The sequence below is a fragment of the Streptomyces sp. WAC07094 genome (assembly GCF_036320405.1).
GTDB classification, from domain to species: Bacteria; Actinomycetota; Actinomycetes; order Streptomycetales; family Streptomycetaceae; genus Streptomyces; species Streptomyces lannensis.
Window position 1 is genome coordinate 1,526,715 of the sequence record NZ_JAVMJZ010000001.1, and the last position, 22,903, is coordinate 1,549,617.

Here is a 22,903-nt window from a genome sequence, read left to right on the forward strand (position 1 = left end):
CGTCATTCCCCCATGTCCGCCGCCTCGACGGCCGTGAGCGTCACGGTGCCGTCGTCCGCGACCGACCAGCCGGGGTTGTGGCACACCTCCCAGCGGTGACCGTCCGGGTCGGCGAAGTAGCCGTGGTAACCGCCGAAGGCCGCACGCTGAGGCTCCTTGAGGACGGTCGCCCCTGCCGCACGGGCGCTGGCCATGACCGTGTCCACCGCGGCAGGCGTATCGAGGTTCTGGGCGAGGGTGAACGAGGTTCCGGCCGTCGCCGCATGCCCGGTGTCGGCACCGAGGTCCGCCAGGGGAAACAGCGCCAGGGCCAGCCCCTTGCCGATCTGGTAGAAGACGATCCCGTCCAGATCGAGCAGCGGCGTCCAGCCGAGGCCCTGGCTGTAGAACCGACGGCTCACCCGAACGTCCTGAACGCCCAAGGTCACCAAGTTCACCTGCTGGTTCATCAAACGCCCCCATGCGCCGTAGGAGATCACCACCCACACGCAACGTTACCGGCGCGACGACGCGAACGGCGGCCGGGCAGGGAACAGCGCACCGCAACTCCGGCAGACCCGTGAGTGAAGAGAGGGTCGACGGCGCCAACTCGTCCTACCAGGCCATGTGGTTGACTTGCTGAGGTATCACGGCCGTGTGAACGTCCTGGAGTCGGGACACCGCCGGCGATTTCTACCCCCTTGCCGAACGGGCTTCGGGCTGGCCGTGGGGGGAGCCGGAAGCCATCCTGCAGCGCATCAGTGACGACCTGGACGCCCACACCGGTCGGCGGCTGGAGGACGATCTCGCCATGATGGCCGTGCAGTGCTGCACCCGCCCGAGCGGAGAGTTCCCCCGACCCCGTTGACGACGCGAGGACACCGGGTCCCAGGGCCACCGTTCCCCCGCGCTTGCCCGGCATCGGTGCATGGGGCGCACGCCCGCCCGGGGCCGTGCCGGTGGTCCCGCGGAACGGTCGCGCGTCGGGCGGCGAAAACGCCTCGTCGGGCGTCGCTGCTCAGGCGAACTCCCGGCGCAGCACATCGCTCAGGGTGTTCGTGGCATCGACGATGCTGTCCGTGATGGGGAGGAGGCGACTGCCGTCCGGCAGCGACCGGTCGCGCAGCGAGGCCTCCAGACGCCGCAGTGGCGGAAGACCGCCCGGGGCCTTCAGGGTCACCAGGGCCTCCGCCAGCTTGTCCAAGGTGCCGCCCAGAGCGGCGGCCAGGGCGTCCAGTTGAGCGCTGGGGGCACAGCCGCGCCACTCTTCGTCCCGGTCCGCCGCTCCGGTGCCCGCCGCTCGCCGGGAAGCGGCCTGCTGGAGCACGAGCAGATGCAGGGAGAGCTCCGCGTGTGCCAGACGCATGACGACGGCGACCAGGGTCCGGGCGACGGCCGGGGTCAGCGGCGGGTGGATCGGCTCGGCGGCCAGTCGGGCCGTGGACGCGTCGGCATCGGTGCGAGCGCGGCGGGCCGCGCTCTGCAGGGCGCGCAGCCGGGCCAGGTCGGTCGTCCCGGGCCGGCCGAGCCGGCTCAGCAGATAGGTGAGGTACGCGCTCTGCGAGGTGAGCAGCCGTGCGAACTTCTGCTGGGCCGTGAGGCCCTCCCAGGTGGGCCATGCCCAGTAGGCGATGATCGCGAGCGCCGCTCCGATGGCCGTGTTGGCCAGGCGGGCGGTGGCCGTGGACTCGGCCGACAGCCCGAGGATGTCCAGGATGATCACGATGAACACGGTGAGTGAGACGCTGAAGAGCAGATAGTTCACGGAGAACAGCGCGTAGGCCGCGGCGACGGCGACGGTCGCACCGACGATCAGACCGGCGTCCTGCGGGCGGGCCAGGAGGGCGACCCCCGCGCCGAGGCCGGCTCCGGCAGCCGTGCCCAGCGCCCTGTGCACGCTTCGGGACAGCGTCGAGGCGAAGTCCGGTTTGAGCACCAGGAAGATCGTCAGCACCACCCAACGGCCCTGGAACAGGCCACTGATGTGCACCATCAGCTCGGCCAGCCCGGCGACGACGGCCAGCCGCACCGCATGACGCCCGGTCTCCCCCGCCGGGGTCAGATTGGCCTTGAGCGTCAGGGCCGTCCACTCCACCCCCGGCCCGGGGACCGGCCGCTGCGGCGCCTCGTCGGGACCGGCGTGTCCGGTGCCGCTTCCGGTCGTTCGCATACGGCCCACGATGGTGTCGACGGCGCGCAGTTGCCCGAGGAGCGCCTCGGCGACCCAGTGCCAGCCGCTGGTCCGGGCCGCGGCCGCCTGCCCGGCCAGGGCCGCGTTCAACTCACGCAGCCGCGTGGCCGGAACGGCCGACCTGGCGCTCATCGCCTCGGCGGCGACGTCCAGGACCTCGGAGGTCCGTACGGCGAAGGTCCGGACGGTCCCGGAGGGATCAGCGGCCGTGTGCGCGCCCAGGGCCGCGAGTGAGGCGCGGATGCGTTCGGCCTGCTCCAGGAGGTTCAGACAGATCGCGCGAGTTGTGTCCGAAAGGAGCGGGTTGGGATCGGCGACGACGGCCGTGGCGCTGAAGTCGGCCGGCGGTGGCGGTTCGGTGCTGCCCGCGGCAAGGCCCGACGCGTAGGCGGACAGGCTGCGGTAGGACTCGGCCAGGGCGGCCCGCTCGGCGGCGCCGCGTTGCACCGTCCACGATGCGGCGACCAGCACACCCTGGAACAGGCCCCCCGCCAGCACCAGACCGGCCCGCAGCGCCGCCTGCGACGGGCTCTGCGGGATTCCGACCGCGATCAGCAGCGCCACCGCCCACTGAAGGATCGCGACGCTCAGCCACAGGCCCAGGCAGACCGACAGCCCGGTCGCGTACCCCCACAGGGCCACCACGGGCACGAGCAGCCAGGGGGCCGAGCCGGCCAGTACACCGCCGACGAACGTGGACACCGCCATGCCCGTGCTGGCCGCCACCACCGCTGCGACCCGGGTCCGGGCCCTGCCTTCGAACGACGCGAACCCGGCGGGCAGCGCGCCCAGTGCGGCGAACGCCCCGTCGTCCAGGTGGTGGGTCACCACTCCGACGACGAGCGGGACCGCCACGCCGAGCGCCACGCGAAGCGCCCTGCCGAGGGACAACTCGTGCCATTTGAACGACCCCAGCCGCAGCATTCCCCGCCACTGACGCCGCTCCCAACGGGCGGGGGCGGCACGAAGGTCACCGCCATGGGCTTCTCCGCGCATCTCGCCCTCAGCAGGCAAGGGCCCGGAGGGCCGTCCCCGCGGCGTGCCGCCCCGTCAGCCACCGCGCACCGCTGAGGGGATCCATCATCGCCCGTCCTTTCGGGCCGCCGACCGGCCGTCCCCGATGCGGTGGCCGGGTCCGCCGGCACCGTGGCCCGCAGGCCGCCGGCACCGCAGTGCTCCACCGGCTCACGTTTCCTCAGCGTGCCATGCGTGCACCGCAAGTCAAACCACATCGGCCGCGGGCACCGCGTGTCCCCGGTCCGGTCCGGGTCGTGCCGTTGCGAGGACAAGACCGCCGCCCCCCGAACGGAACGCGGCCGCGCATCCGGGCCCTCCCGCGGTTCACCCGTTCACGGCGTCGTCCAGACGGTCACCTCGGCCGACGAGGCACGGGGCGCCGCCGGGATCATGGTGGACGCGGTCATCGTCCAGGCCTCGGCGGCCGGCGGGCACTCCGCCACGTTCACGCCCGCGCACCTGCCCGCGCCGTTGCGCTGCCGGAACTGATCACCCGGATCAGAGGCGCCGTCCCGTTGCCCGTCATCGCCACGGGCGGACTCGCAGGCCCGGCCGACGTGGCCGACGTCCTCGCCGCCGGAGAGGAGGCCGCGATGGCCGGCACCGCCCTGCTGCGCATCGACAAGAGCGCGGGCGTCCGCGCCGCACAAGGCCGGGCTCACCGATCCCGCCTTCGACACGACCGTGATCACCCGCGCCTTCACCGGGCGGCCCGCACGCACACTGCGCAATCACTTCGTCGAGCGCTACGACCGTGTCGCCCCCGTCGGCCGTCCGGCCCTGCACCACCTCACCGTCCCGCCGCGCAGGGCGGCCACCGCGGCCGGGGACACCCGGCTGATCCCTCTGTGGGCGGGCACGGGCCACCGTCACGCGATGACCGAACCCGCCGCCCGTACCTTCGCCCGGCCGGCCGGCGGCCTCTGACCTTCGAGGGACTCGGACACCTCGGCGCGGGATCCTCGTTCAAGCTCGCGACGTGCAGCCTCTTGACAATCTATTCAGTCACCTAGAACTCTGCATGATGTTATACATGCCCGGCACACCTAGGTCCGTCGTGGAAGACGACCGAGGAGGGACAGCGGATCATGGCAGAGACTCTGGTCGAGCGGCGCTCCATCGACGTCGTACCGGACGAGGAACGACACGGCACCGCCTTCTCCCAGTTCACACTCTGGCTCGGCGCCAATCTCCAGATCACGGCCGTGGTGACCGGTGCCCTGGCCGTCGTCTTCGGCGGGGACGTCGTGTGGTCGCTCCTCGGCCTGGTGGTGGGCAATGTGCTGGGCGGCGCCGTGATGGCGCTGCACTCCGCTCAGGGCCCCAAGCTCGGCCTTCCGCAGATGATCCAGTCGCGCGCCCAGTTCGGCGTGCGCGGCGCCGTGGTCCCGCTGCTGCTGGTGATCCTGATGTACGTCGGGTTCTTCGCGAGCGGCACGGTGCTGGCGGGCCAGGCGGTCGGCGAGCTGACCCACACCGGCGACACCAGCGGCATCGTGATCTTCGCCGTGGTCACGGCGGTCGTGGCGGTGGTCGGTTACCGCGTCATCCACGCCCTGGGCCGGATCGCGAGCGTCATCTGCGCGCTCGCCTTCGTCTACCTGGGCATACGCCTGCTCGATCACGTCGACCTCTCGACGCTGATGAAGGACGCGCACTTCTCGCTGCCGATGTTCCTGCTCGCGATGTCGCTGTCGGCGTCCTGGCAACTCGCGTTCGGGCCCTACGTCGCGGACTACTCGCGCTATCTGCCGCGCACCACCTCCGGCCGGGCCACCTTCTGGTGGACCCTGTCGGGCTCGGCGATCGGCTCGCAGTGGTCGATGACGTTCGGCGTGCTGGTGGCGGCGACGGCCGGTGACAAGTTCCTCGCGAACCAGGTCGGCTATGTCGTCGGCCTCGGCGGCACGGGCCTCATCGCGTCCTTCCTCTACTTCGTGATCGCGCTCGGCAAGCTGACGATCAACGTGCTCAACACCTACGGCGGCTTCATGTCGATGGTCACGAGCGTCAGCGGGTTCCGCGGCCGGCGCCTGCTCTCCCAGCGCGGCCGGGCCACCTACATCGCGTTGATCATGGTCGCGGGCACGGTGGTCGCGCTCCTCGGCAAGGACAGCTTCCTGGCCTCGTTCAAGGACTTCCTGCTCTTCCTGCTGACCTTCTTCACTCCGTGGTCGGCCATCAACCTGGTCGACTACTACCTGATCTCGAAGGAGCGCTACGACATCCCGGCGCTCTTCGACCCCAAGGGCCGTTACGGCGCCTGGAGGTGGGACGCGCTCGTGGTCTACGCGGTGGGTCTGCTCGCCCAACTACCCTTCCTCTCCACGGCGTTCTACACCGGTCCGCTGGTCGATCCGCTGGGCGGCGCGGACGTCTCCTGGATCGTCGGCCTCGTGGTGCCCGCGCTGCTGTACTGGCTGCTGGCCCGGCGGAACCCGGCGCTGCCCAGCGGGAACGAGTCCGGCGCGCAGCCGGCGGCCGCCTCGAGAACCGAGGCTGTCTAGGGCCTCTCGTTCGGATCGGGTCGACTGAGAGGCACTGCGCCTTTCAGTCGGCTCGCGTCGCGGGCGGGCTCGGACGGAGCGTCTCCCGGCCCGCCTCGGGCGGCCCCTTTTCGACGTGCGCGTCCTTGCCGCACCAGGTGGAGTACTCCCCGCCGAGTTCGTGCAGCAGGGGTCTCACGCGTGGGTCGGAGACCGGGACATGCACCACCGTCGGCCCGGGGACGGGCTTCGGTGCGACGGAGGTCATTCGGCCACCGTCGCGTAGGTCCGGGGAACATGCGCCGACCGCTCGGCGTCGCGCCTCGCGACCTCCTCGCGGACGATCGGGATCACGTGCCGCCCGAAGTCGACGGCGTCGCCGAGCAGGTCGTAGCCGCGGGCGGAGAGGATGTCGACGCCGATGTCGTAGTAGTCCAGCAGGGCCTGGGCGACTGTCTCCGGAGTGCCGACCAGGGCGTTGGAGTTGCCCGCGCCACCGGTGGCGGCGGCGGTCGGGGTCCACAGGGCGCGGTCGTAGCGCTCCCCCGCCTCGGCGATGGCGATCAGCCGCTGTGAGCCGGTGTTCTCCGGGGCGTCGCCGCGGTGGTGGCGGACGAGGCCGGCTTCGCGCCGCTGGCGGATGGCACCGACCGTGCGGTGGGCCTTTTCCCAGGCCAGTTCCTCGGTCGGGGCGATGATCGGGCGGAAGGCGACCTGGATGCGCGGCACGTCGGTACGGCCCGCGGCCCTCGCGGCGGCCTTCACCGCCTCGATCTGCTCGGCGGTCCTCTCCAAGGGCTCCCCCCACAGGCAGTAGATGTCCGCCTCGGCGCCCCCGGCGGCGTACGCGGCGGGCGAGGAACCTCCGAACGACACGTTCGGGCGGGGCTGCTGGACCGGGAAGACATCACTGACGAAGTCGTGGAAGCGGTAGTGCCCGCCCTCGTGGTCGAAGGGCTCGTGGGTGGTCCAGATCTTCTTGACGACGCGGATGTATTCGCGGGTGCGGGCGTAGCGCTCGTCCTTGGTCAGGGTGTCCCCCTCACGGCCCTGCTCGTGGTCGTTGCCGCCGGTGATGAAGTGCACGGTCAGCCGGCCCTCGCTGATCTGGTCGAGGGTGGCGAAGGTCTTGGCGGCGAAGGTGGGGTAGGAGACGTTGGGGCGGTGGGCGAGCAGGATCTGCAGCCTGTCCGTCCGGCTCGCGATGTAAGCGGCCGCCGGGGCCGGATCCGGGGATCCGGAGCCATAGGCGAACAGCACCCGGTCCCAGCCGTGGTCCTCGTGCGCCCGGGCGAGCCGGAGCGTGTACTCCTTGTCGAATGCGGGGCCGGAGCGCGGGGTGGTTTCGGAGCCGTTGTTGGTCGCGGCGATGCCGAGGAACTCCACGGGCATGACAGAAGCCTTTCGAGAGGCTGTCCGTGTGCGGGCATGGCGGAACTGCCCTGCGCACGAGCAGGGATGACGAACCGTCAGACGAACGGACGGGGCGAGGCGGGCGTGACGACGCCGGGCGTCGGGAGATACGCGGGTGCGGCAGCGCGCGCAGGAGGAATCTCGGCCCGCGACGGGGTCACCGAGGGAGGGAAGGGCCGGTCAGGCGGCCCGCTGCCGAGTCAGGCGCAACACGCCGCGGACCACACACGACCGAAGTCGATGTGATCGCGCGAGACCAAGCGCAACTGGGCATTCATGCGATTCATTGAGCAGTACGCCGGGCTTTTCGTCAACAGGTGCCCGCATGCCGGACCGCAGGTGGCCGTGGGCCGTGGTTGACACAACCGTGCGGCCCACACATACGATCGACGGCGGAGAGGCCCCGCCGTGCGCGGTGTCTGTCCGGCCGCGTTGAGGGACGCGGCGAGCGTGACGACATCCCGTCCCGGCGGCCCCGTGGCGGCGCGGCACCTTGCGCCCGCGAGGGACCCCGGCTGGTCACCTACGCCTGCGCTTCCCCTCCCCGGAGAGCCTCCCCATGGTCACGCCTTCCGATGTCATGCCCGCCCCCGCACACGAACCCGATGAGCGCGGCGCCCCCGAAGGACCGCCGCAGATCGTGCCGCGCCGGCACCCCGGCCGCCTGCTGACCGGCGCCGCGGCACTGGTGGTTCTCGCACTGGTCCTCCATTCCGTGGTCCGCAACGCCGCCTTCCAGTGGGACGTCGTGGGCCGCTACCTCACCACCGGCGCGGTACTCGACGGGCTGCTGCACACCTTGTGGCTCACGGGCGCGCCACTACGTCCGGGGCTCGCACACAGCCTTCCGCCCACCCCGCTCGCGCGGCTGCGCGCCCGACTCTCCGTGCTGCGGGGCCGGTTGCACGTGGCGACCGCGGCCGACTCCCGACCTGCCCTCGGCGGTGACCGGTGAGCACCGGTTCCGTTTCCACCCTCGTCGTCGTCGGCGCGGGACCGCGCGCCACCGGACTGCTGGAGCGCATCGCCGCCAACTCACCCGAACTGTGGTCCGGCAAGCGGGAGTTGCGCATCCATCTGGTCGACCCGCATCCGCCGGGGCCGGGGCGGATCTGGCGGCACACGCAGTCGCCTCTGCTGCGCATGAACTCCATGGCCGAGGACGTCACAATGTTCACCGACGAGACGTCCACCATCGACGGACCGGTCCGTCCGGGGCCCTCCCTGGCCGAGTGGGCCGCCCAGTTCCGCCCCGGCGGACCGCGGTTCGCACCGTACGCCGAACCGGCCGACCCGCGGGTACTTCCCGAACTGCGCACACTGACCGGGGCCGACTTCCCGACCCGTCGCGCCCAGAGCGCCTACCTGGACTGGGTGTTCCGCCGGGCGGTGGCCGAACTGCCGTCGACGGTCACGGTCGAATGGCACCGCACGACCGCGACTGCCGTCACCGGGCCGTCCGACGGAGCCCAGCAGGTGCACCTCACCGGCCGCACCGCTCCGCTCACCGCCGACCTGGTGGTCCTCGCCCAGGGGCACCTCGGCTCAGCCCCCGCCGCCGAGCACCGCGCCCATGCCGCCTTCGCCCGCCGTCACGGACGCTTCCATCTGCCGCCGGAGTTCTCCGCCGACGCCGATCTCACGGGGCTGCGCCCCGGCGAGCACGTCGTACTGCGCGGATTCGGGCTGGCCTGCGTCGACCTGGTGACGCTGCTCACCGAGGGTCGGGGCGGCACCTACCGCGACGAGCCCGACGGCACCCTCACCTACCTGCCCTCCGGCCGTGAGCCGGTGCTGCACATCGGTTCACGGCGCGGGGTGCCGTACCACGCCAAGACCGGCTACCGGCTCCAGGGACCCCGCCCTGCGCTGCCCCGCCACTTCGGCCCCGAGGCGGTCGACGCGCTGCTCGCCGAGGAACGCCCGCTGAACCTGCGCCGCGACGTATGGCCCTTGATGGCCAAGGAGATCGGCTTCGGGCACTACCACGAGTTGTTCCACGCCCACCCGGAGCGCACCGCCGTGCCGTGGCCGGAGTTCGCCGCCGCCTACGACCGCCTCGAGTGGTACTCGGACGCGATGACGCACCTGGTCGCCGGGGCCGTGCCAGGACCGGACGACCGCCTGGACTTCGAAGCCCTCGACCGCCCTTTGCAGGACCTGGCCTTCGCCTCGCCGGACGACTTCGAGGAGCATCTGCGTGACCGCATCGCCCGGGACGTGGCCCGCCGTGAGGATCCCGCGTACAGCGCCGACCTGGGCGCGTTCCTCGCCCTGCTCTCCGTGTACGGCCAGTTGCCGCGGCTGATCGCCGGGGGACGCTTGTCGGCCCGCTCCCTCGCCGAGGACCTCGACGGCTGGTGGCACGGCTTCTTCAGCTTCCTCGCCTCGGGTCCCCCCGGGTTCCGGCTGCGCCAGTTGCTCGCCCTGTCCCGCGCCGGGCTGGTCCGCTTCCTCGGTGCCGAACTCCGCGTCGGGACCGACGAGACAACCGGCACCTTCACCGCGACGAGTCCCACTGTGCCTGGTCGAACGGTCCGTGCCACGGCCCTGATCGAGGCGTATCTGCCCGGCCCGAATCTCGACCGCACCGAGGACCCGCTGCTGCGGCGACTGCACCGCACGGGCGCGCTCGCGGAGGAGGTCATCGCCGACGCCGGACACACCCACCGCTCCGGCCGGCTCACCGTCGCCCCCGCCGACGGCCGCGTCATCGATCCCGGTCTCGGCGGCCCGCACCCCCGCCGTATCGCCCTCGGCGCCCCGACCGACAGCCGGGCCGTGGCCGCCTTCGCCCGCCCCCGCACCAACGCCCCCGCCTTCCGCCAGAACGACGCGGTTGCCCGGGCGCTCCTGCGCGCCCTCGACACCGGTACGCACCCCGGCGCGCCCGGTGCCGCCGCGGAACGGCTCGACGCCGACGTCAGCGTCGGGGCCGGTGTGCAGCCGGGTGAAGGGTGAAGCGCTTTCCCAGTTTTCCTATCGATTTACTAGGAAAGCATTGACGGGGCCGAACGGGGATGCGCAGGATGATGTACACGGCCTGCACCCGGCAACGACTCGTTCGTCGTCGGCATGTCGACCTCGGTCACGTCATCAGTGCCGTCTGCTGCTGAAGTTGAGGAGACCACCTCCATGGGCGTTGCCCTTGCGTCGTCCGGCCTCACCTCGGAGCGCGACCGAACCGGGCCGCCCCCCGCACTCTGGCTGCGCGTGGCCCGCGAGACGGCCGACGATCTGGCCACGGACGCGGCGGCCCGGGAGCAGGCGGGCAAGGCCCCGTTCGACGAGGTGTCCCGGCTGCGCGACGCGGGACTGCTCTCGCTGCTCGTCCCCGCCGAGTCGGGCGGAGGCGGCGCGGACTGGGCGACCGCCTATGCCGTGGTCCGGGAGATCGCCGCGGCCGACGGCGCGATCGGCCGGCTCCTCGGCTCCCACTACCATCTGTCGTCGAGCCCCCGGTTCTTCGGCGAACCCGCTCTCGCCGCACGGGTCCAGCGCCGGACCGCGGCGGAGCAGTGGTGCTGGGGAGGAGGCTTCGCCCGCCAGGAGCCGTCCCTGACGCTGACCGAGACGACCGACGGGCATGTGCTCGACGGCCGCCAGAGTCATGTCACCGGGGTCCTGGTCGCCGACCGTATCGCCGTGCGGGCCGCGCGGGCCGACACCGGTGAGCCGGTCGCCCTCGTCGTCGATCCCGCCCGTGGCGGAGTGAGGATCGACAGCGACATCGACACCTTCGGCCAGCGGCTCGCGGCCGGTGGCAGCGTCGAGTTCGACGCGGTCCCGGTGGCCGGCGACGACATGCTCGGCTCCCTGTCCGCGGACGAGGACGTCCTCGCACCCCACACCGCGCTGGCGTCGCCGATCGGACGCCTCTTCTCCGTCCAGCTCTGTCTCGGCGCGGCCGAGGGCGTGCTCGCCGAGGTCCGCGAGTACAGCAGGGCGGGCCACTCGCCCTGGCACCCCGCCTGGCCGGCCGGTTCCCCCGAGGAGCCGCAGGTACTGACCGTCTACGGCGAACTCACGGTCCTCACCCGCTCCGCGTCGGCGCTCGCCGATCAGGCGCAGCAGGCCGTGTGCGGCGGACTGGCACGCGGCGAGAACCTCGGCTACGACGAGTACGCGGAGATCTCCGTCCTCGTGGCCATGGCCGAGGCCGCCGCGTCCACGGCCGCCCAGGAGGCCACCACCCGCGCGCTCGACGTCATCGGCGCCCGCTCCGCGTCCTCCCACCTGGGTCTGGACCGCTTCTGGCGTGATGCGCGCACCCACACCCTCTACGAACCCGTTGCGCACCGACTCCGCGACGTCGGGGACTACTTCCTGAACGGTGCGCATCCTCCCTTCTCACTCCCCGTCTGACCGCCGGGGCCGCGCACCTCCGCCGGGCCCGATCGCTCGGCGGGAACCGCTGCCCCGTCCGGGCCCGCCCGGGACGGACGAGTACGGGAGCTCTGCGGAATAATGGGCGCATGCGGATCTCAGCCAGGGCGGACTACGCGGTACGTGCCGCACTGCAGCTCGCCGCGTCCCGGGACGACGAGCCACTGAAGGCCGAGGCCATCGCCGACGCCCAGGACATTCCGCACAAGTTCCTGGAGAGCATCCTGAACGACATGCGCCGGGGCGGTCTTGTGCTCAGCCAGCGCGGCGGCAAGGGCGGCTATCGGCTGGCCAGGCCCGCCGAAGCCATCAGCATCGCCGATGTCATACGCGTCGTGGACGGACCGCTGGTCTCGGTGCGCGGGGTCCGTCCCCCGGAGCTGTCCTACACCGGACCCGCCCAGTCGCTGCTCCCTCTGTGGATCGCGCTGCGGACCAATGTGCGCGAGATCCTCGAGGGTGTGTCGCTCGCGGATGTGGCATCGGCCCAACTGCCCGCCGGCGTGTCCGCACTGACCGACGCCCCGGGCGCCTGGGTGAACCCCTGACGCCACGCCCTGCGGCCTCACCGATCTCGAAGAGCGAGATCTGGTCATCCAGTATGTGAACACCCCCTTGGGGCGGGCGCCGACTTCTGCCACGATCCCCATCAACCCGGTAGGAAAACTAGGGATCTGTGGGGGGAGGGCGGCCATGAGAACACTCAGCCGGGCAGGCCGGTTGCTGCCCCTTCTGACCTCACGTCGCCACATCGACCTCGGCCGTACGTCCAGCGCCATCTGTCGACCCGTCTGAGACCGTCCGCAGAAGCGGCCGGCATCCCGCCGGACATCACCGCGCCCCCGCTCCGCGTCGCGGACGGGACGCCCCTCGACCGGCGGCGTCACCCGCGCGCTCCCATGACCTCGTACCTTCGGGTCCCGCACGGACGCCGTGAAGTCACACCGTCCCCTGCGGCACACCACAGCCCGCTTCACCGCCCGCGACGGCCTTCCATCCGCCGAGGGCCGGTGAACGTCACGCCGGTGTGTGCCCATGGGCTCCGCACCGCCCGGTTCCGTTCCTTCCCCGATCACCCATTCCCTGAGAGGACACCTCCGTGTCTGCCGCAAGACCGCTCACCACCCTGCGCACGATCGCCGTCATAGCGGCGCTCCCTCTCCTGCTGACCGCCTGCGGCTACGGTTCCGAGTCCACGGACGACGGCAAGCAGACCAAGGTTGCGGCGGACGGCAAGAAGCTCTCCACCGACGAAGTGAGGATCGGGTACTTCCCCAACCTCACCCACGCCACGGCGCTGGTCGGCGTCCAGGAGGGCCTGTTCCAGAAGGAGCTCGGCGGCACCACGATCAAGGCGTCGACCTTCAACGCCGGGCCCTCCGAGATCGAGGCGCTCAACTCGGGCTCCATCGACATCGGCTGGATCGGCCCCTCCCCCGCCATCAACGGCTACACCAAGTCGAACGGCAAGAGCCTCCGCATCATCAGCGGCTCCGCGTCGGGCGGTGTGAAGCTCGTCGGCGACCCGAAGAAGATCAAGTCCCTGAAGGACGTCAAGGGCAAGAAGATCGCGACCCCTCAGCTGGGCAACACCCAGGACGTCGCCTTCCTCAACTGGATCGCGGACCAGGGCTGGAAGGTCGACGCGGAGAGCGGCAAGGGCGACGTCTCGGTGCTCCGGATGGACAACAAGGTCACCCCGGACGCCTTCAAGTCCGGCTCGATCGACGGCGCCTGGGTGCCGGAGCCGACCGCCTCCAAACTGGTCGCCGAGGGCGGCAAGGTGCTGCTCGACGAATCGGATCTCTGGCCGGACAAGAAGTTCGTGATCACGAACATCATCGTGTCCCAGAAGTTCCTCAAGGAGCACCCGGACGTCGTCGAGGCCGTGCTGCGAGGCTCGGTGAAGACCAACGAATGGATCAACGCCAACCCCGACAAGGCGAAGGCCTCCGCCAACGCCGCACTGAAGGAACTGTCCGGCAAGGCGCTGCCCGCCGAAGTCCTCGACCCGGCCTGGAAGTCCATCACGTTCCTGGACGACCCGCTGGCCGCCACGCTCGACAGTGAGGCGGACCACGCGGTGAAGGCCGGTCTGCTGGAGAAGCCAGATCTCAAGGGCATCTACGACCTGGCACCGCTCAACAAGGTCCTCAAGGCGGAAGGCAGGAACGAGGTCGAGGACGCGGGTCTCGGAGCCGGGTGACGACGAGTCGGATGCGTCGCCCTTCGGGGAGTGGCCGGCTGGGACATGCCGGCTCCACCCGGACCGTCCGCGGGCCCGGGCCCGAGTGCATCGCCCGTACGCATCCCCGGATCCACGTACGGCGCACGGAGGACCCCGACGGCACCGACACGTTCGTAGCGCGCTCCTGCGCGGCGCCGCGGACGACGGGCGCACCGCCGGAACAGCGGCTGCCGTTCCTCGCCGCACTGCTCGTGGGGGGCACCTTCAGCCGCCCATCGTCCTGGCCGGCGCCGTGGGGGACATGAGCGGGGAACACCTCACCGAGGAGCTCACCGCCGCCGTCCACGCGCTGCTCCATCGAGCGGCCGGGACCGGAGGCCCCGGAGAGGCGGGGTCCGCAGGGAAGCCGGCGGCGCAACGAGGGCACCGCGGGCTGAGTCCTAACGGCCGGCCGGCGCGGTCGAGGCCGAGCGAGGCCTGCTCGCCCGCCTGCGGGCACGGTAGGCGGCGGCCTTCACCCTGTTTCCGCAGGGATCCATGGCGCACCACTCCCGGAAGCCTCCACGCGACCGGTCGAGGAAGACCTGGGTGCATTCGGGCCTGCTGCACTCCTTGAGCAGCGCCGCCTCAGGACCGCCGAGCACCTCCACGGCCTGCCGGGCGACCGACGACAGGGCCTGCTGCGCCGTCGCCTCGATCCGGCGCCCCGCCCGCGTGAGCTGCGGAATCGCGGACGGAGTGCGCGCCCTGCCGTTGACCAGCGCGAGCGCCTCCGCGTCGTAGTCGTCGCCGGCCAGCCTGGCGACGATCAGGAGGTAGATCGCCTCGCGCAGAGCGATCGCGTCATCCACGTCGGACGGTCCGCAGTGCGTGTCTCCGTCGACCATGCCGGACTCCCGGAACCAGGCGTCGAGGCTCTCCGGGGAGGTGAGCACCTCGACGGGCACCGCGTTGCGCCGTGCACGCAGGGTCCCCAGGAAGTCCAGCACAGGGGCACCGCATTTGAAGACATGCATCATGTCACCAGTCTGACCGGTGATGGAAAAAAGAACAAGGGGACAGCCCTCAAGCACCTCGAGGCAGGTCGACCCTGATTTTCACGCGCCGAAAGAGTGATCACAACCTCGTGCATCACTTGGCCCCCTTCCGTCGGGCGCCAGACACTCCGCTCGGCGACCCAGGACACTCCAACCTTCCCATCCGTCACCCGCTTGACAGGTGATAGCGAGACTGCCAGAGTCGTCACCGGTCAGAGGGGTTACGAACTCGATCGGCTCCCTCCCAGGTGAATCCGAAAGGCGCGATCATGGCTGAAACGAACTACACCGCCGTCGTCACCGCGACGGGTGAGGGCCGCAACGGCGGCCGTGCCGCATCAAGCGACGGGCTTCTCGACGTCACCCTTGCCATTCCGAAGGAGTTCGGAGGCAATGGCGGAGCCACCAATCCCGAGCAGCTCCTCGCCGCCGGCTGGGCATCCTGCTTCCTGGGCGCGGTCAAGATCACCGCCGCTCGGAAGAAGGTCGCTCTGCAGGACCCGGCGGTCGTCGCCGAGGTCACGCTGCACCACGACGCGGGCGACTACCACCTCAGTGCCGTCCTGCGCCTCGAGCTCAGCGGAGTGGACCAGAGCACCGCGGAGGAGCTCGGCGCCGGTGCTCACCGGATCTGCCCCTACTCCAAGGCGCTCGACATCCCCGTGACCATCGAGGCCACGGTCGCCTGAGACCGCCCAGGGCGCCGCGGGTTTCCATACCGCCCGACCGTCCCCGCCGCCGGCCACCGGCACGGCCGATCCCCCGGCGCAGCCGGAGGACCGAAGGGCCGCCGGGCGGCGCCCGCCCCTTCGTGACGACCGTGCACATGCAGAGGAGAGATTCGGTGAGTTCGGCAGTCGAGTACGGCGACGCCGCGGTGAGCGCGGCGCCGCAGATGGTGGGACGCGGTCACACAGGGCGTGTCACCGCATTCCCCCCGCACCCCGGGGTCCGGTGACGATGGGCCTCAGAAAGAACCGGCCGGCCGAGGGCGCACCCGTGGCGCGGCGGACGATGCTCACCATGCTCGGCGCCGGGGCCGTCGGCCTCGCCACCGCGCCCTGGCTGCAGGACGGCTGGGAGAAGGCACTCGGCGCGGCGTCACAGAAGGACCCCACGGGACTCACCGGGGTGCTCCCCAACCCGGGGGGATTCCGCTACTACAGCGTGGTGGGCTCGGTGCCGCGCAAGGACGAGACCGACTACGCGCTGCGGATCGACGGACTCGTCGACCGGCCGACGACCTACACGCTCGAGGATCTGCGCGCGCTGCGGCAGACCCGGATCGTCCACGACGTGCTGTGCACCGACGGCTGGCGGGTGGAGAACACCCCGTTCGAAGGTGTGAGGCTCTCCGACCTGCTCGATGCCGCCGGGGTACGTCCCGAAGGCCGCGCCCTGCGCTTCACCTGCTTCGACGGTGTCTACACCGAGAGCCTCACGCTCGCTCAGGCACGCCGCTCCGACATGCTCGTGGCGCTCAGGATGCAGGACGAGCCCATCACCCACGAGCACGGCGGTCCGGTCCGGCTCTACGCGGCCCCCATGTACTTCTACAAGTCGGCCAAATGGCTGTCCGGCATCTCGGTGACCGACAAGGTCGTCCCCGGCTACTGGGAGGAGTACGGCTATGACATCGACGGATGGCTCGACGGCGAGGACCGCGACGGCGACGGCTCCGCGGCCTGAGCGTTCGGGCCGGGTCCGCCGGTTCAGCCGGGCCGAACGCCTGGTGCACCGGGCCACCGGCTGGCTGATGCTGCTCTGCGTGGGGACGGCGGCCTGCCTCTATCTGGCGCCGCTGGCCCAGCTGGTGGGCCGCCGCCACCTGCTCGTCACGGTCCATGAGTGGTCGGGCGTCCTGCTCCCCCTGCCCTTCCTCCTCGGGCTCGCCTCGCCCGCCTTCCGCACGGATCTCCGCCGGCTGAACCGCTTCGCCGCGTACGACCGGGAATGGCTGCGGGCCGTCCGCAGGCGGCTGACCGAGCCCCGGGCGCGCCCCGCCGGCAAGTTCAACGCGGGACAGAAGATCTATGCGGGCTGGATCGCGGGAGCGGTTCTGGTCATGATGGCCACCGGACTCCTGATGTGGTTCACCGGAGTGCTGCCGACGATCTCCCGCACCAGTGCCATCTTCGTCCACGACGTCCTGGCCTGGGGGATCGCCGCGGTGCTGATCGGGCACATGAGAAGGGCGTATCGCGACCCCGAGGCACGGCTCGGCATGCGCACCGGATTCGTGGGGCGCGACTGGGCCAGGACCTGGCACCGCCACTGGACGCCGGAGGACCCGCAGGACGCGCGGGGCCCGGACCCGGGCGACGCCGGGCGGGCAGGCTGAGCCCGCACGGGCACCGCCGGCAGACCGGTCGACCCGGTCCGCCGGCGAAGCTGCCTCATCCGCCCCCTCGGGCGACGAGGGGCGGCCGGCTCACGGCCACGCCCGCAACGGTCGCCCGATCACAGAGCACGTTCATAACCCGCCCAGGCGACATGGGACTCGTGCAGGGTCACGGCGAGGGTGGCGATGCCCTTGGCACCCTCCCCGAGCGCACCCTTGTGGATGCGCTCCGCGAGCCGGTCGGCGATCACCTTCGCCAGGAACTCCGTCGAGGTGTTGATCCCGGCGAAGTCCGGCTCGTCGTCGAGATTGCGGTAGTTGAGCTCACCCACGACCGCGCCCAGTTCCTTCGTGGCCAGCCCGATGTCGACGACGATGTTGTCGTCGTCCAACTCCTCCCGCCGGAACGTCGCGTCGACGAGGAACGTGGCACCGTGCAACCGCTGCGCGGGCCCGAACACCTCGCCGCGGAAGCTGTGGGCGACCATGATGTGATCGCGAACGGTGATGCTGAACAACGGACGGCCCTCCGGGTGGTACGACTGATCTCCTGTTGCTGCCTGCCAGGGGACACTTGTAACACGTCGCCTGTGCCCGTGCTTCAGCCGTCCCGCTCTTCTCCCGTGCAGGTCGGACGGACTTCCGGCGGCCGGATCGGTCGGAGCGGGTGAAGAGGGCGTACCGCACCCGGTGCGGTCAGCCGAGTTTGCGTTGCAGCTGAAGCGTGTAGAGCAGGACGAGCGAAGGCGCGATCAGGGCGGCCGCCACGCAGGAGACCACGAGCAGCACCCACAGGGTGGCCGACGGCGCGGCCGCCTGCTGGATCGTCAGGTGGGTGCCCAGGAGGTACGGATACTGGGCGACTCCCCATCCGGCGACGACGGTGGCGATCGCGAGGGCCGCCAGGGCGCGTACCACGGGCGGACGGCCCCGGTGCAACAGGATCAGCGCGGCGAGACCGCACAGGCCCGAGACGGCCAGGAGCGGCGCGCCCACCGTCCTCAACTGGTGGAACAGACGCGGGGCGTCCGAGTACAGGACGTACACGCCGACCAGGGCCACCACTCCCCCGCCGACGCCCGCCGCGAAGGCTCTCAGGCGGCATGCGTGCTCCAGGGAGGCGTCCGCTCGACGTTGGGCCTGCCCGGTCAGGAACACGGCGGCGAGGTAGGCGCAGACGGTGACCGCGAGGACCCCGCCGAGGACGGAGGTCGGGTTGAGCCAGCTGGACAGCGCGTCACCGTGCCCCGCCGACGGCACGCGCCCCGAGGCGATCCCGCCCGCGATGGTCCCGAAGAAGAACGGGGTGAGCACCGACGAACAGGCGAACGCGATACCGCTGACGCGCTGTGCCTGACGCTCGGTCAGTGCATGACGGAAGGCGAAGCCGGCTCCTCTGGCGACGATCCCCAGCGCCGCAAGTCCCAGTGGGATGTACAAGGTCGTGGTGATGGCGGTGAAGGCCCGGGGAAAGCCGGTCCAGATCGTGACGAGACAGAAGACCAGCCATGTGTGGTTGGCCTCCCACACGGGGCTGAGGGAGAGGTTGATCAGCTCGCGGACGCGGTGTCCCCGCGTCTCGCCCCCGGCCGTCAGATCCCAGAAGCCGGCTCCGTAGTCGGCCCCGCCGAAGAGGGCGTAGGCGATGACACCGACGAACAGGATCACGGCGATCACAGTGCTCATGCGTCATCAGCTCCGGAGGTGCGCCCGTTCATCGCCGGTGCCGGCCGGGGGCCGTACGGGACCGCCACGGCATCGGTTCCTTCCTCCGCCCAACGGCGGCGCATGGTCCGGAGCACGAACAGGGCACCGGCACCGACGCAGAAATAGATCGCGAGGACCGTGGCGAACAGCGGCCACAGATTGCCCTGCGTGGCGACCGCGTCCCGAGTGAGCAGGAGCCCCACGACGGTCCAGGGCTGCCGGCCGACCTCGGTCACCACCCAGCCGCTCTCCAGCGACAGCAGCGAGACCAGACCGGCGACGGCCGCACTGCGCAGGAACCATGGGTTCGTCGGCACCTCGCGCCGCCGCCACCACAGCCAGGCGAACCACAGGGCCAGCAGGAGCAGGAGTGACGCCGTGCCGACCATCACGTCGAAGGCGAGATGGACGACGCTGACCACCGCGTCGTCAGGGCGTACGTCCGGCGGGATCGCGTCGAGCCCCTTGATGGGGGTGGAGGGACGGAAACCGGCGAGGATCGACGCGACACCGGGGAGCGGAATGCCGTAGCGCACCTCGCCGTCGATATAGACGCCGCCGAGGATCTCCGGGACATGGGTGCCGGTGGTCGGCACCATCTCGATGGCGGCGAACTTGGCCGGTTCCCTGTCGAAGACCTGGCGCGCGATGGTGTCCCCGACGAGGAACTGCAGCGGCATGGCGATCGCGGCGACCGTGAAGGGGACGAGGAACCCGAGCCGGTGGTAGTGGTCGCGACGGCCCTTGAGCAGGTCCCATGCGTACACCCCGGCGACCATGAACCCCGCGACGATGTAGGCCGCGAGGAGCATGTGCACCATCTCCCACCAGAAGGCCCCGTTGAAGAAGACCTTGGACGGGATCACGTCCACCACACGCCCGTTCTTCACGACGATGCCGGCCGGCTGGTTCATCCAGCTGTTGGCCGCGATGACGGACGCCGTTCCGCCCACGCCCGACAGGGTGACCACGACGCCGGTGAAGAAGTGTGGCCATGGGGGCAGCCGCTTCCAGCCGTAGATGTAGATGGCCATGAAGATGGCTTCGAGGAAGAAGAAAAGCCCTTCGATGGCGAACGGAAATCCGAACGCCGAACCGTACTTGCCCATGAGCCCGGGCCAGAGAAGGCCCAATTCAAAAGTCAGCACCGTTCCCGAAACGGCCCCGACCGCGAACAGAACGGCGGCCACTTTGGACCATCGCTGCGCCAGGAGGAGCGCTTGCTGATCGCCGCGGCGCAGCCCGCGGTACTGGCAGATCAGCATCATGAAGGTGAATGCGACGCCGAAGGGCACCAGAATGATGTGGAAGCCCAGGGTGAAGGCCATCTGCTCACGCGCGGGGAGGAGTTGTGGCGGGTCGACGGCTCCCAGCAGGGCAGACAGCGTCATGAATTCTCTCTCCGGCTCGGACGGCGGCGGACCATTCGCATGTCACGCCGGAAGACGGCTGATGATGCCGGAATCCCTGTGCAGGCGAACCCCGCCGGGCGGCGAAAGTCCCGAGGCCGACCGGCCGAGAGGTCGTCAGCGTCGGTGCTACTGATATGTCCAGGTGCAGGCCTGTCATATCGCCCGGCCGGTGGCCGCGTCTCCCCGCCCTTTCCGCTGTCCGTTCAACGGACCGTCCCTTGTCCCATTGATCGCGAGAATGCCGTGCCGTTCGTGGTCGATGATAGACAGCGACTCGGCGGCTCACCGCAAAGGCATGAACGAAAGCACCGTCGTGTACGAACTCCACTCGATGCGCGTCGTCCGGACGGTCAATCCGTCGCGGACCCGACCGGGGTGGACCTCGTGTACTCCTGCGACCAGTCCAGCCGGCCGTCGAGGCCGACGATGCCGAACAGGGGCCGTGGACGTCCGTCGGGGGCAGTCCGCTCTCGGCGAGGGTCGGCAGGGCGGCGTCGACAGCGCCCGCCGCGGCAGCGGCGGACAGCAGGGTGCCCTGACGGGCGGACGCAGGGGAGTTCGTTCGCTGTCGGACACAGGGTCAGCACGATTTTTTTGAGCGTGTGGCGCAACCCCGTCACCCGATCCCGCGATGATCGCCCGGGCCGAACAGGCGGGTACGGATGCGCGCGGCAGCCGGGAGACGTCTCCCCGGCGGTCGGCGTTCGTCCCGTCTCCCACGCCCGCAGCATGTCATCAGTCCGTCGAGCATCTGGAGCACTGGGTGAAACACGCGAATCGATTGTCTGTTTACCGGTCACTGGCCGCCGGCGTTCTCGCCTTCGTGGCGCTCGGTGCGACATCACCCGGCGTGGCCACGGCCCGCCCGTCGACCACTGCCGAGCAGGCGCCCCGGAGTGTGCCGCTGCGGGTGGCCACGTACAACATCCACGCGGGGGCCGGCGAGGACAACGTCTTCGACCTCGACCGCACCGCCGATGCCGTCCGGGCCCTCCATGCCGATGTGATCGGCCTCCAGGAGGTCGACGTGCACTGGGACGCGCGGAGCAACTTCACCGACGAGGCGCATGAGTTGGCGGCACGCCTGCACATGCGTGTCTTCTTCGCCCCGATCTACGACCTGCCTCCCGCGCCGGAGCACACGGAGCGGCGCCAGTACGGTGTCGCGATCCTGAGCCGCCACCCGATCGTGCGCGCGGAGAACCACGAGATCACACGACTGTCCACCCAGGACCCCAACCCGGTGCCGGCCCCTGCCCCGGGCTTCGCGGAGGTGACGCTCCGGGTTCGCGGGACCGCTGTGCACGTCTACTCGACGCACCTGGACTACCGCGCCGACCCGACCGTCAGGCGGACGCAGGTCGACGACATGTTGGGCATCCTCGCCGAGGACTCCGGGCCGAAGATCCTCGTCGGTGACTTCAACGCCGAGCCCGGCGCCCCCGAGTTGGCGAAGCTGTGGGGACCCCTCGCCGACGCCGCCCCGCAGGGCGGAAAATCGTACCCGGCGATCACCCCGGTCAAGCGCATCGATGTCGTGTCCGTCTCCCCCGAGGTCACCGTGACCGGCACCCGCGAGGAGGAGACCGCGGCCTCGGACCACCGGCCGGTCGTCGCCGACCTGCTGCTCCGCCGGCGCGGCATCTGACCCTCGCCGGTCCAGAGCGCACTCCGACTCCTGTTGGAACCGGGTCCGTCGGGGTGCGCATGCCGAACGTCGTCGCCCGGTGGGCGCAGATCCGGCCGCGCCCACCGGACGATGCCGGGACCGCGGAACAGCGGTTCTCGACCATGTCTCCGCCCCCGGTCCATCGCAGGCAGGCATCGCCGATTCCTCGGCCGGCGGCGATGGCGCCGGCCGACTCAAGAGGCGGCGCGTACGGCGGTCGCCGCCAGGGTCGTGTAGTTCATGGTGAAGCGTCCACCCAGGGCGTCGATCGCACCCCCGACGGCGTCCAGCACCTCGGCCAGCCGATCGGGGCGGAGCCGGGTGAGGCCCCCGGTGGTGGGCAGCAGATCCAGCCACTGGTCCCGGGTGTAGGGCCGCTGCCAGTCGAATCGCCACAACTCGGGTTCGTCGAACTGTCCGGTCTCCCGGACCCTGTCGGCGAACTGCGCGTACATCACCTCATAGAGGTCGACGGGCCGTCGGTCCTGTCCGCCGTCGAACGGGGAGTCGGGAACGACTCGCCGGTAGGCGGCGGCGAAGGGCCCGGACACCTCGGCGGGCGGCTCATACACATGCCCGAAGATCGCCAACCGTCCCCCTGGTCGCAGTATCCGTGCCGCCTTCACGGCGCCGGCGACCGGATCCACCCAGTGCCACGACTGGGCGGCTACGACGGCGTCGAACGTCCGGCCCGCCGGCTGCCATGTCTCGAAAGTCGCGACCTCGACCTGCAGCCCGCGCGCCTGCGCGAACTCCGCCATCCGCACATCGGGCTCAACACCGAGTACGGCGCACCCTGCCGCCTGGAACTGACGAGCCGCGATGCCGGTGCCGCAGCCGACGTCGAGCACGTCGGGCGCCGGGCCGGCGGCGACGATCCGTGCCACCAGCGCCTCCGGATAACCGGGCCTGGCTCGGTCGTAGCGTTGCGCGTCCACGCCGAACGACTCGGCCGTCCGCCGGGCCTTGTACGGCTCCGGCGAGGAGGGTTCAGGCTGCTCTCGCGGTAGAGTGGGCATGCGCCCACCTTAGTGGGCGCATGCCCACTGGGCCATGGCCGCGGGCGGGCCGACACGA

Annotated in this window: 19 protein-coding genes and 2 pseudogenes; 12 read left to right on the plus strand and 9 right to left on the minus strand. The window is 70.8% G+C overall.

The window, feature by feature from the left end; translation table 11 throughout:
• Positions 1-2: 2 nt before the first annotated feature.
• Positions 3-449, minus strand: a complete 447-nt coding sequence (locus RCR19_RS06755) for a VOC family protein (protein WP_331264273.1) — start codon at positions 447-449, stop codon at positions 3-5.
• Between the two features lie 548 nt (positions 450-997).
• A complete protein-coding gene (locus tag RCR19_RS06760) occupies positions 998-3,166 on the minus strand; it encodes an FUSC family protein (protein ID WP_331264274.1) in 2,169 nt (722 codons plus the stop codon).
• A 209-nt stretch (positions 3,167-3,375) separates the two neighbouring features.
• On the opposite strand from RCR19_RS06760, the pseudogene RCR19_RS06765 reads away from it, so the two are divergent.
• The 3 genes and pseudogenes from RCR19_RS06765 to RCR19_RS06775 form a co-directional block, all read left to right on the plus strand.
• Positions 3,376-3,753 (plus strand): annotated as a pseudogene (locus tag RCR19_RS06765) (hypothetical protein); the annotation flags it as partial.
• 118 nt (positions 3,754-3,871) lie between these two features.
• Entirely contained in the window at positions 3,872-4,114 is a 243-nt protein-coding gene (locus RCR19_RS06770) for a nitronate monooxygenase (RefSeq protein WP_331264275.1), read from the plus strand.
• Between the two features lie 161 nt (positions 4,115-4,275).
• Positions 4,276-5,694, plus strand: coding sequence for a cytosine permease (locus RCR19_RS06775; RefSeq protein WP_331264276.1), 1,419 nt, complete (start codon positions 4,276-4,278; stop codon positions 5,692-5,694).
• Between the two features lie 43 nt (positions 5,695-5,737).
• Here the strand turns inward: RCR19_RS06775 and RCR19_RS06780 are convergent, their stop codons facing one another.
• Positions 5,738-5,941 (minus strand): hypothetical protein, encoded by a 204-nt coding sequence (locus tag RCR19_RS06780; RefSeq protein WP_331264277.1) that lies wholly within the window; start codon positions 5,939-5,941, stop codon positions 5,738-5,740.
• Positions 5,938-7,065: an LLM class flavin-dependent oxidoreductase gene (locus RCR19_RS06785; protein ID WP_331264278.1), complete on the minus strand. Its 1,128-nt coding sequence runs from the start codon at positions 7,063-7,065 to the stop codon at positions 5,938-5,940. Before RCR19_RS06785 ends, RCR19_RS06780 begins: the two co-directional genes overlap by 4 nt.
• A gap of 580 nt (positions 7,066-7,645) precedes the next feature.
• Here RCR19_RS06785 and RCR19_RS06790 point away from each other — a divergent pair.
• The 5 genes and pseudogenes from RCR19_RS06790 to RCR19_RS06810 form a co-directional block, all read left to right on the plus strand.
• Positions 7,646-7,900: pseudogene (locus tag RCR19_RS06790) on the plus strand (amino acid ABC transporter permease); the annotation flags it as partial.
• Positions 7,901-8,037: 137 nt separating this feature from the next.
• A complete protein-coding gene (locus RCR19_RS06795) occupies positions 8,038-10,047 on the plus strand; it encodes an FAD/NAD(P)-binding protein (RefSeq protein ID WP_331264279.1) in 2,010 nt (669 codons plus the stop codon).
• 174 nt (positions 10,048-10,221) lie between these two features.
• Positions 10,222-11,451, plus strand: coding sequence for an acyl-CoA dehydrogenase family protein (locus RCR19_RS06800; protein ID WP_331264280.1), 1,230 nt, complete (start codon positions 10,222-10,224; stop codon positions 11,449-11,451).
• A gap of 110 nt (positions 11,452-11,561) precedes the next feature.
• A complete protein-coding gene (locus tag RCR19_RS06805; protein WP_059130296.1) occupies positions 11,562-12,020 on the plus strand; it encodes an Rrf2 family transcriptional regulator in 459 nt (152 codons plus the stop codon).
• 551 nt (positions 12,021-12,571) lie between these two features.
• Positions 12,572-13,678, plus strand: a complete 1,107-nt coding sequence (locus RCR19_RS06810; RefSeq protein WP_331264281.1) for an aliphatic sulfonate ABC transporter substrate-binding protein — start codon at positions 12,572-12,574, stop codon at positions 13,676-13,678.
• A gap of 422 nt (positions 13,679-14,100) precedes the next feature.
• On the opposite strand, the gene RCR19_RS06815 is transcribed toward RCR19_RS06810, so the two are convergent.
• Entirely contained in the window at positions 14,101-14,676 is a 576-nt protein-coding gene (locus tag RCR19_RS06815; protein ID WP_331269364.1) for a CGNR zinc finger domain-containing protein, read from the minus strand.
• 290 nt (positions 14,677-14,966) lie between these two features.
• On the opposite strand from RCR19_RS06815, the gene RCR19_RS06820 reads away from it, so the two are divergent.
• The 3 genes from RCR19_RS06820 (at position 14,967) to RCR19_RS06830 (ending at position 17,038) form a co-directional block, all read left to right on the plus strand.
• A complete protein-coding gene (locus RCR19_RS06820) occupies positions 14,967-15,386 on the plus strand; it encodes an Ohr family peroxiredoxin (protein ID WP_331264282.1) in 420 nt (139 codons plus the stop codon).
• A gap of 271 nt (positions 15,387-15,657) precedes the next feature.
• Positions 15,658-16,386, plus strand: coding sequence for a molybdopterin-dependent oxidoreductase (locus RCR19_RS06825; protein WP_331264283.1), 729 nt, complete (start codon positions 15,658-15,660; stop codon positions 16,384-16,386).
• Complete coding sequence (locus tag RCR19_RS06830; protein ID WP_331264284.1) at positions 16,328-17,038, plus strand: cytochrome b/b6 domain-containing protein; 711 nt, start codon at positions 16,328-16,330, stop codon at positions 17,036-17,038. Before RCR19_RS06825 ends, RCR19_RS06830 begins: the two co-directional genes overlap by 59 nt.
• Positions 17,039-17,157: 119 nt before the next feature.
• Here RCR19_RS06830 and RCR19_RS06835 read toward each other — a convergent pair whose 3' ends face one another.
• The 3 genes from RCR19_RS06835 to RCR19_RS06845 form a co-directional block, all read right to left on the minus strand.
• Entirely contained in the window at positions 17,158-17,556 is a 399-nt protein-coding gene (locus RCR19_RS06835; protein WP_220291326.1) for a 6-carboxytetrahydropterin synthase, read from the minus strand.
• Positions 17,557-17,734: 178 nt separating this feature from the next.
• Positions 17,735-18,724, minus strand: coding sequence for a cytochrome d ubiquinol oxidase subunit II (locus RCR19_RS06840; RefSeq protein ID WP_331264285.1), 990 nt, complete (start codon positions 18,722-18,724; stop codon positions 17,735-17,737).
• Entirely contained in the window at positions 18,721-20,136 is a 1,416-nt protein-coding gene (locus RCR19_RS06845; protein WP_331264286.1) for a cytochrome ubiquinol oxidase subunit I, read from the minus strand. Before RCR19_RS06845 ends, RCR19_RS06840 begins: the two co-directional genes overlap by 4 nt.
• 784 nt (positions 20,137-20,920) lie before the next feature.
• On the opposite strand from RCR19_RS06845, the gene RCR19_RS06850 reads away from it, so the two are divergent.
• Positions 20,921-21,805: an endonuclease/exonuclease/phosphatase family protein gene (locus tag RCR19_RS06850; RefSeq protein ID WP_331264287.1), complete on the plus strand. Its 885-nt coding sequence runs from the start codon at positions 20,921-20,923 to the stop codon at positions 21,803-21,805.
• Between the two features lie 215 nt (positions 21,806-22,020).
• Here the strand turns inward: RCR19_RS06850 and RCR19_RS06855 are convergent, their stop codons facing one another.
• On the minus strand, positions 22,021-22,845 hold the full coding sequence (locus RCR19_RS06855; protein WP_331264288.1) for a class I SAM-dependent methyltransferase: 825 nt from the start codon (positions 22,843-22,845) through the stop codon (positions 22,021-22,023).
• Positions 22,846-22,903 lie beyond the last annotated feature (58 nt).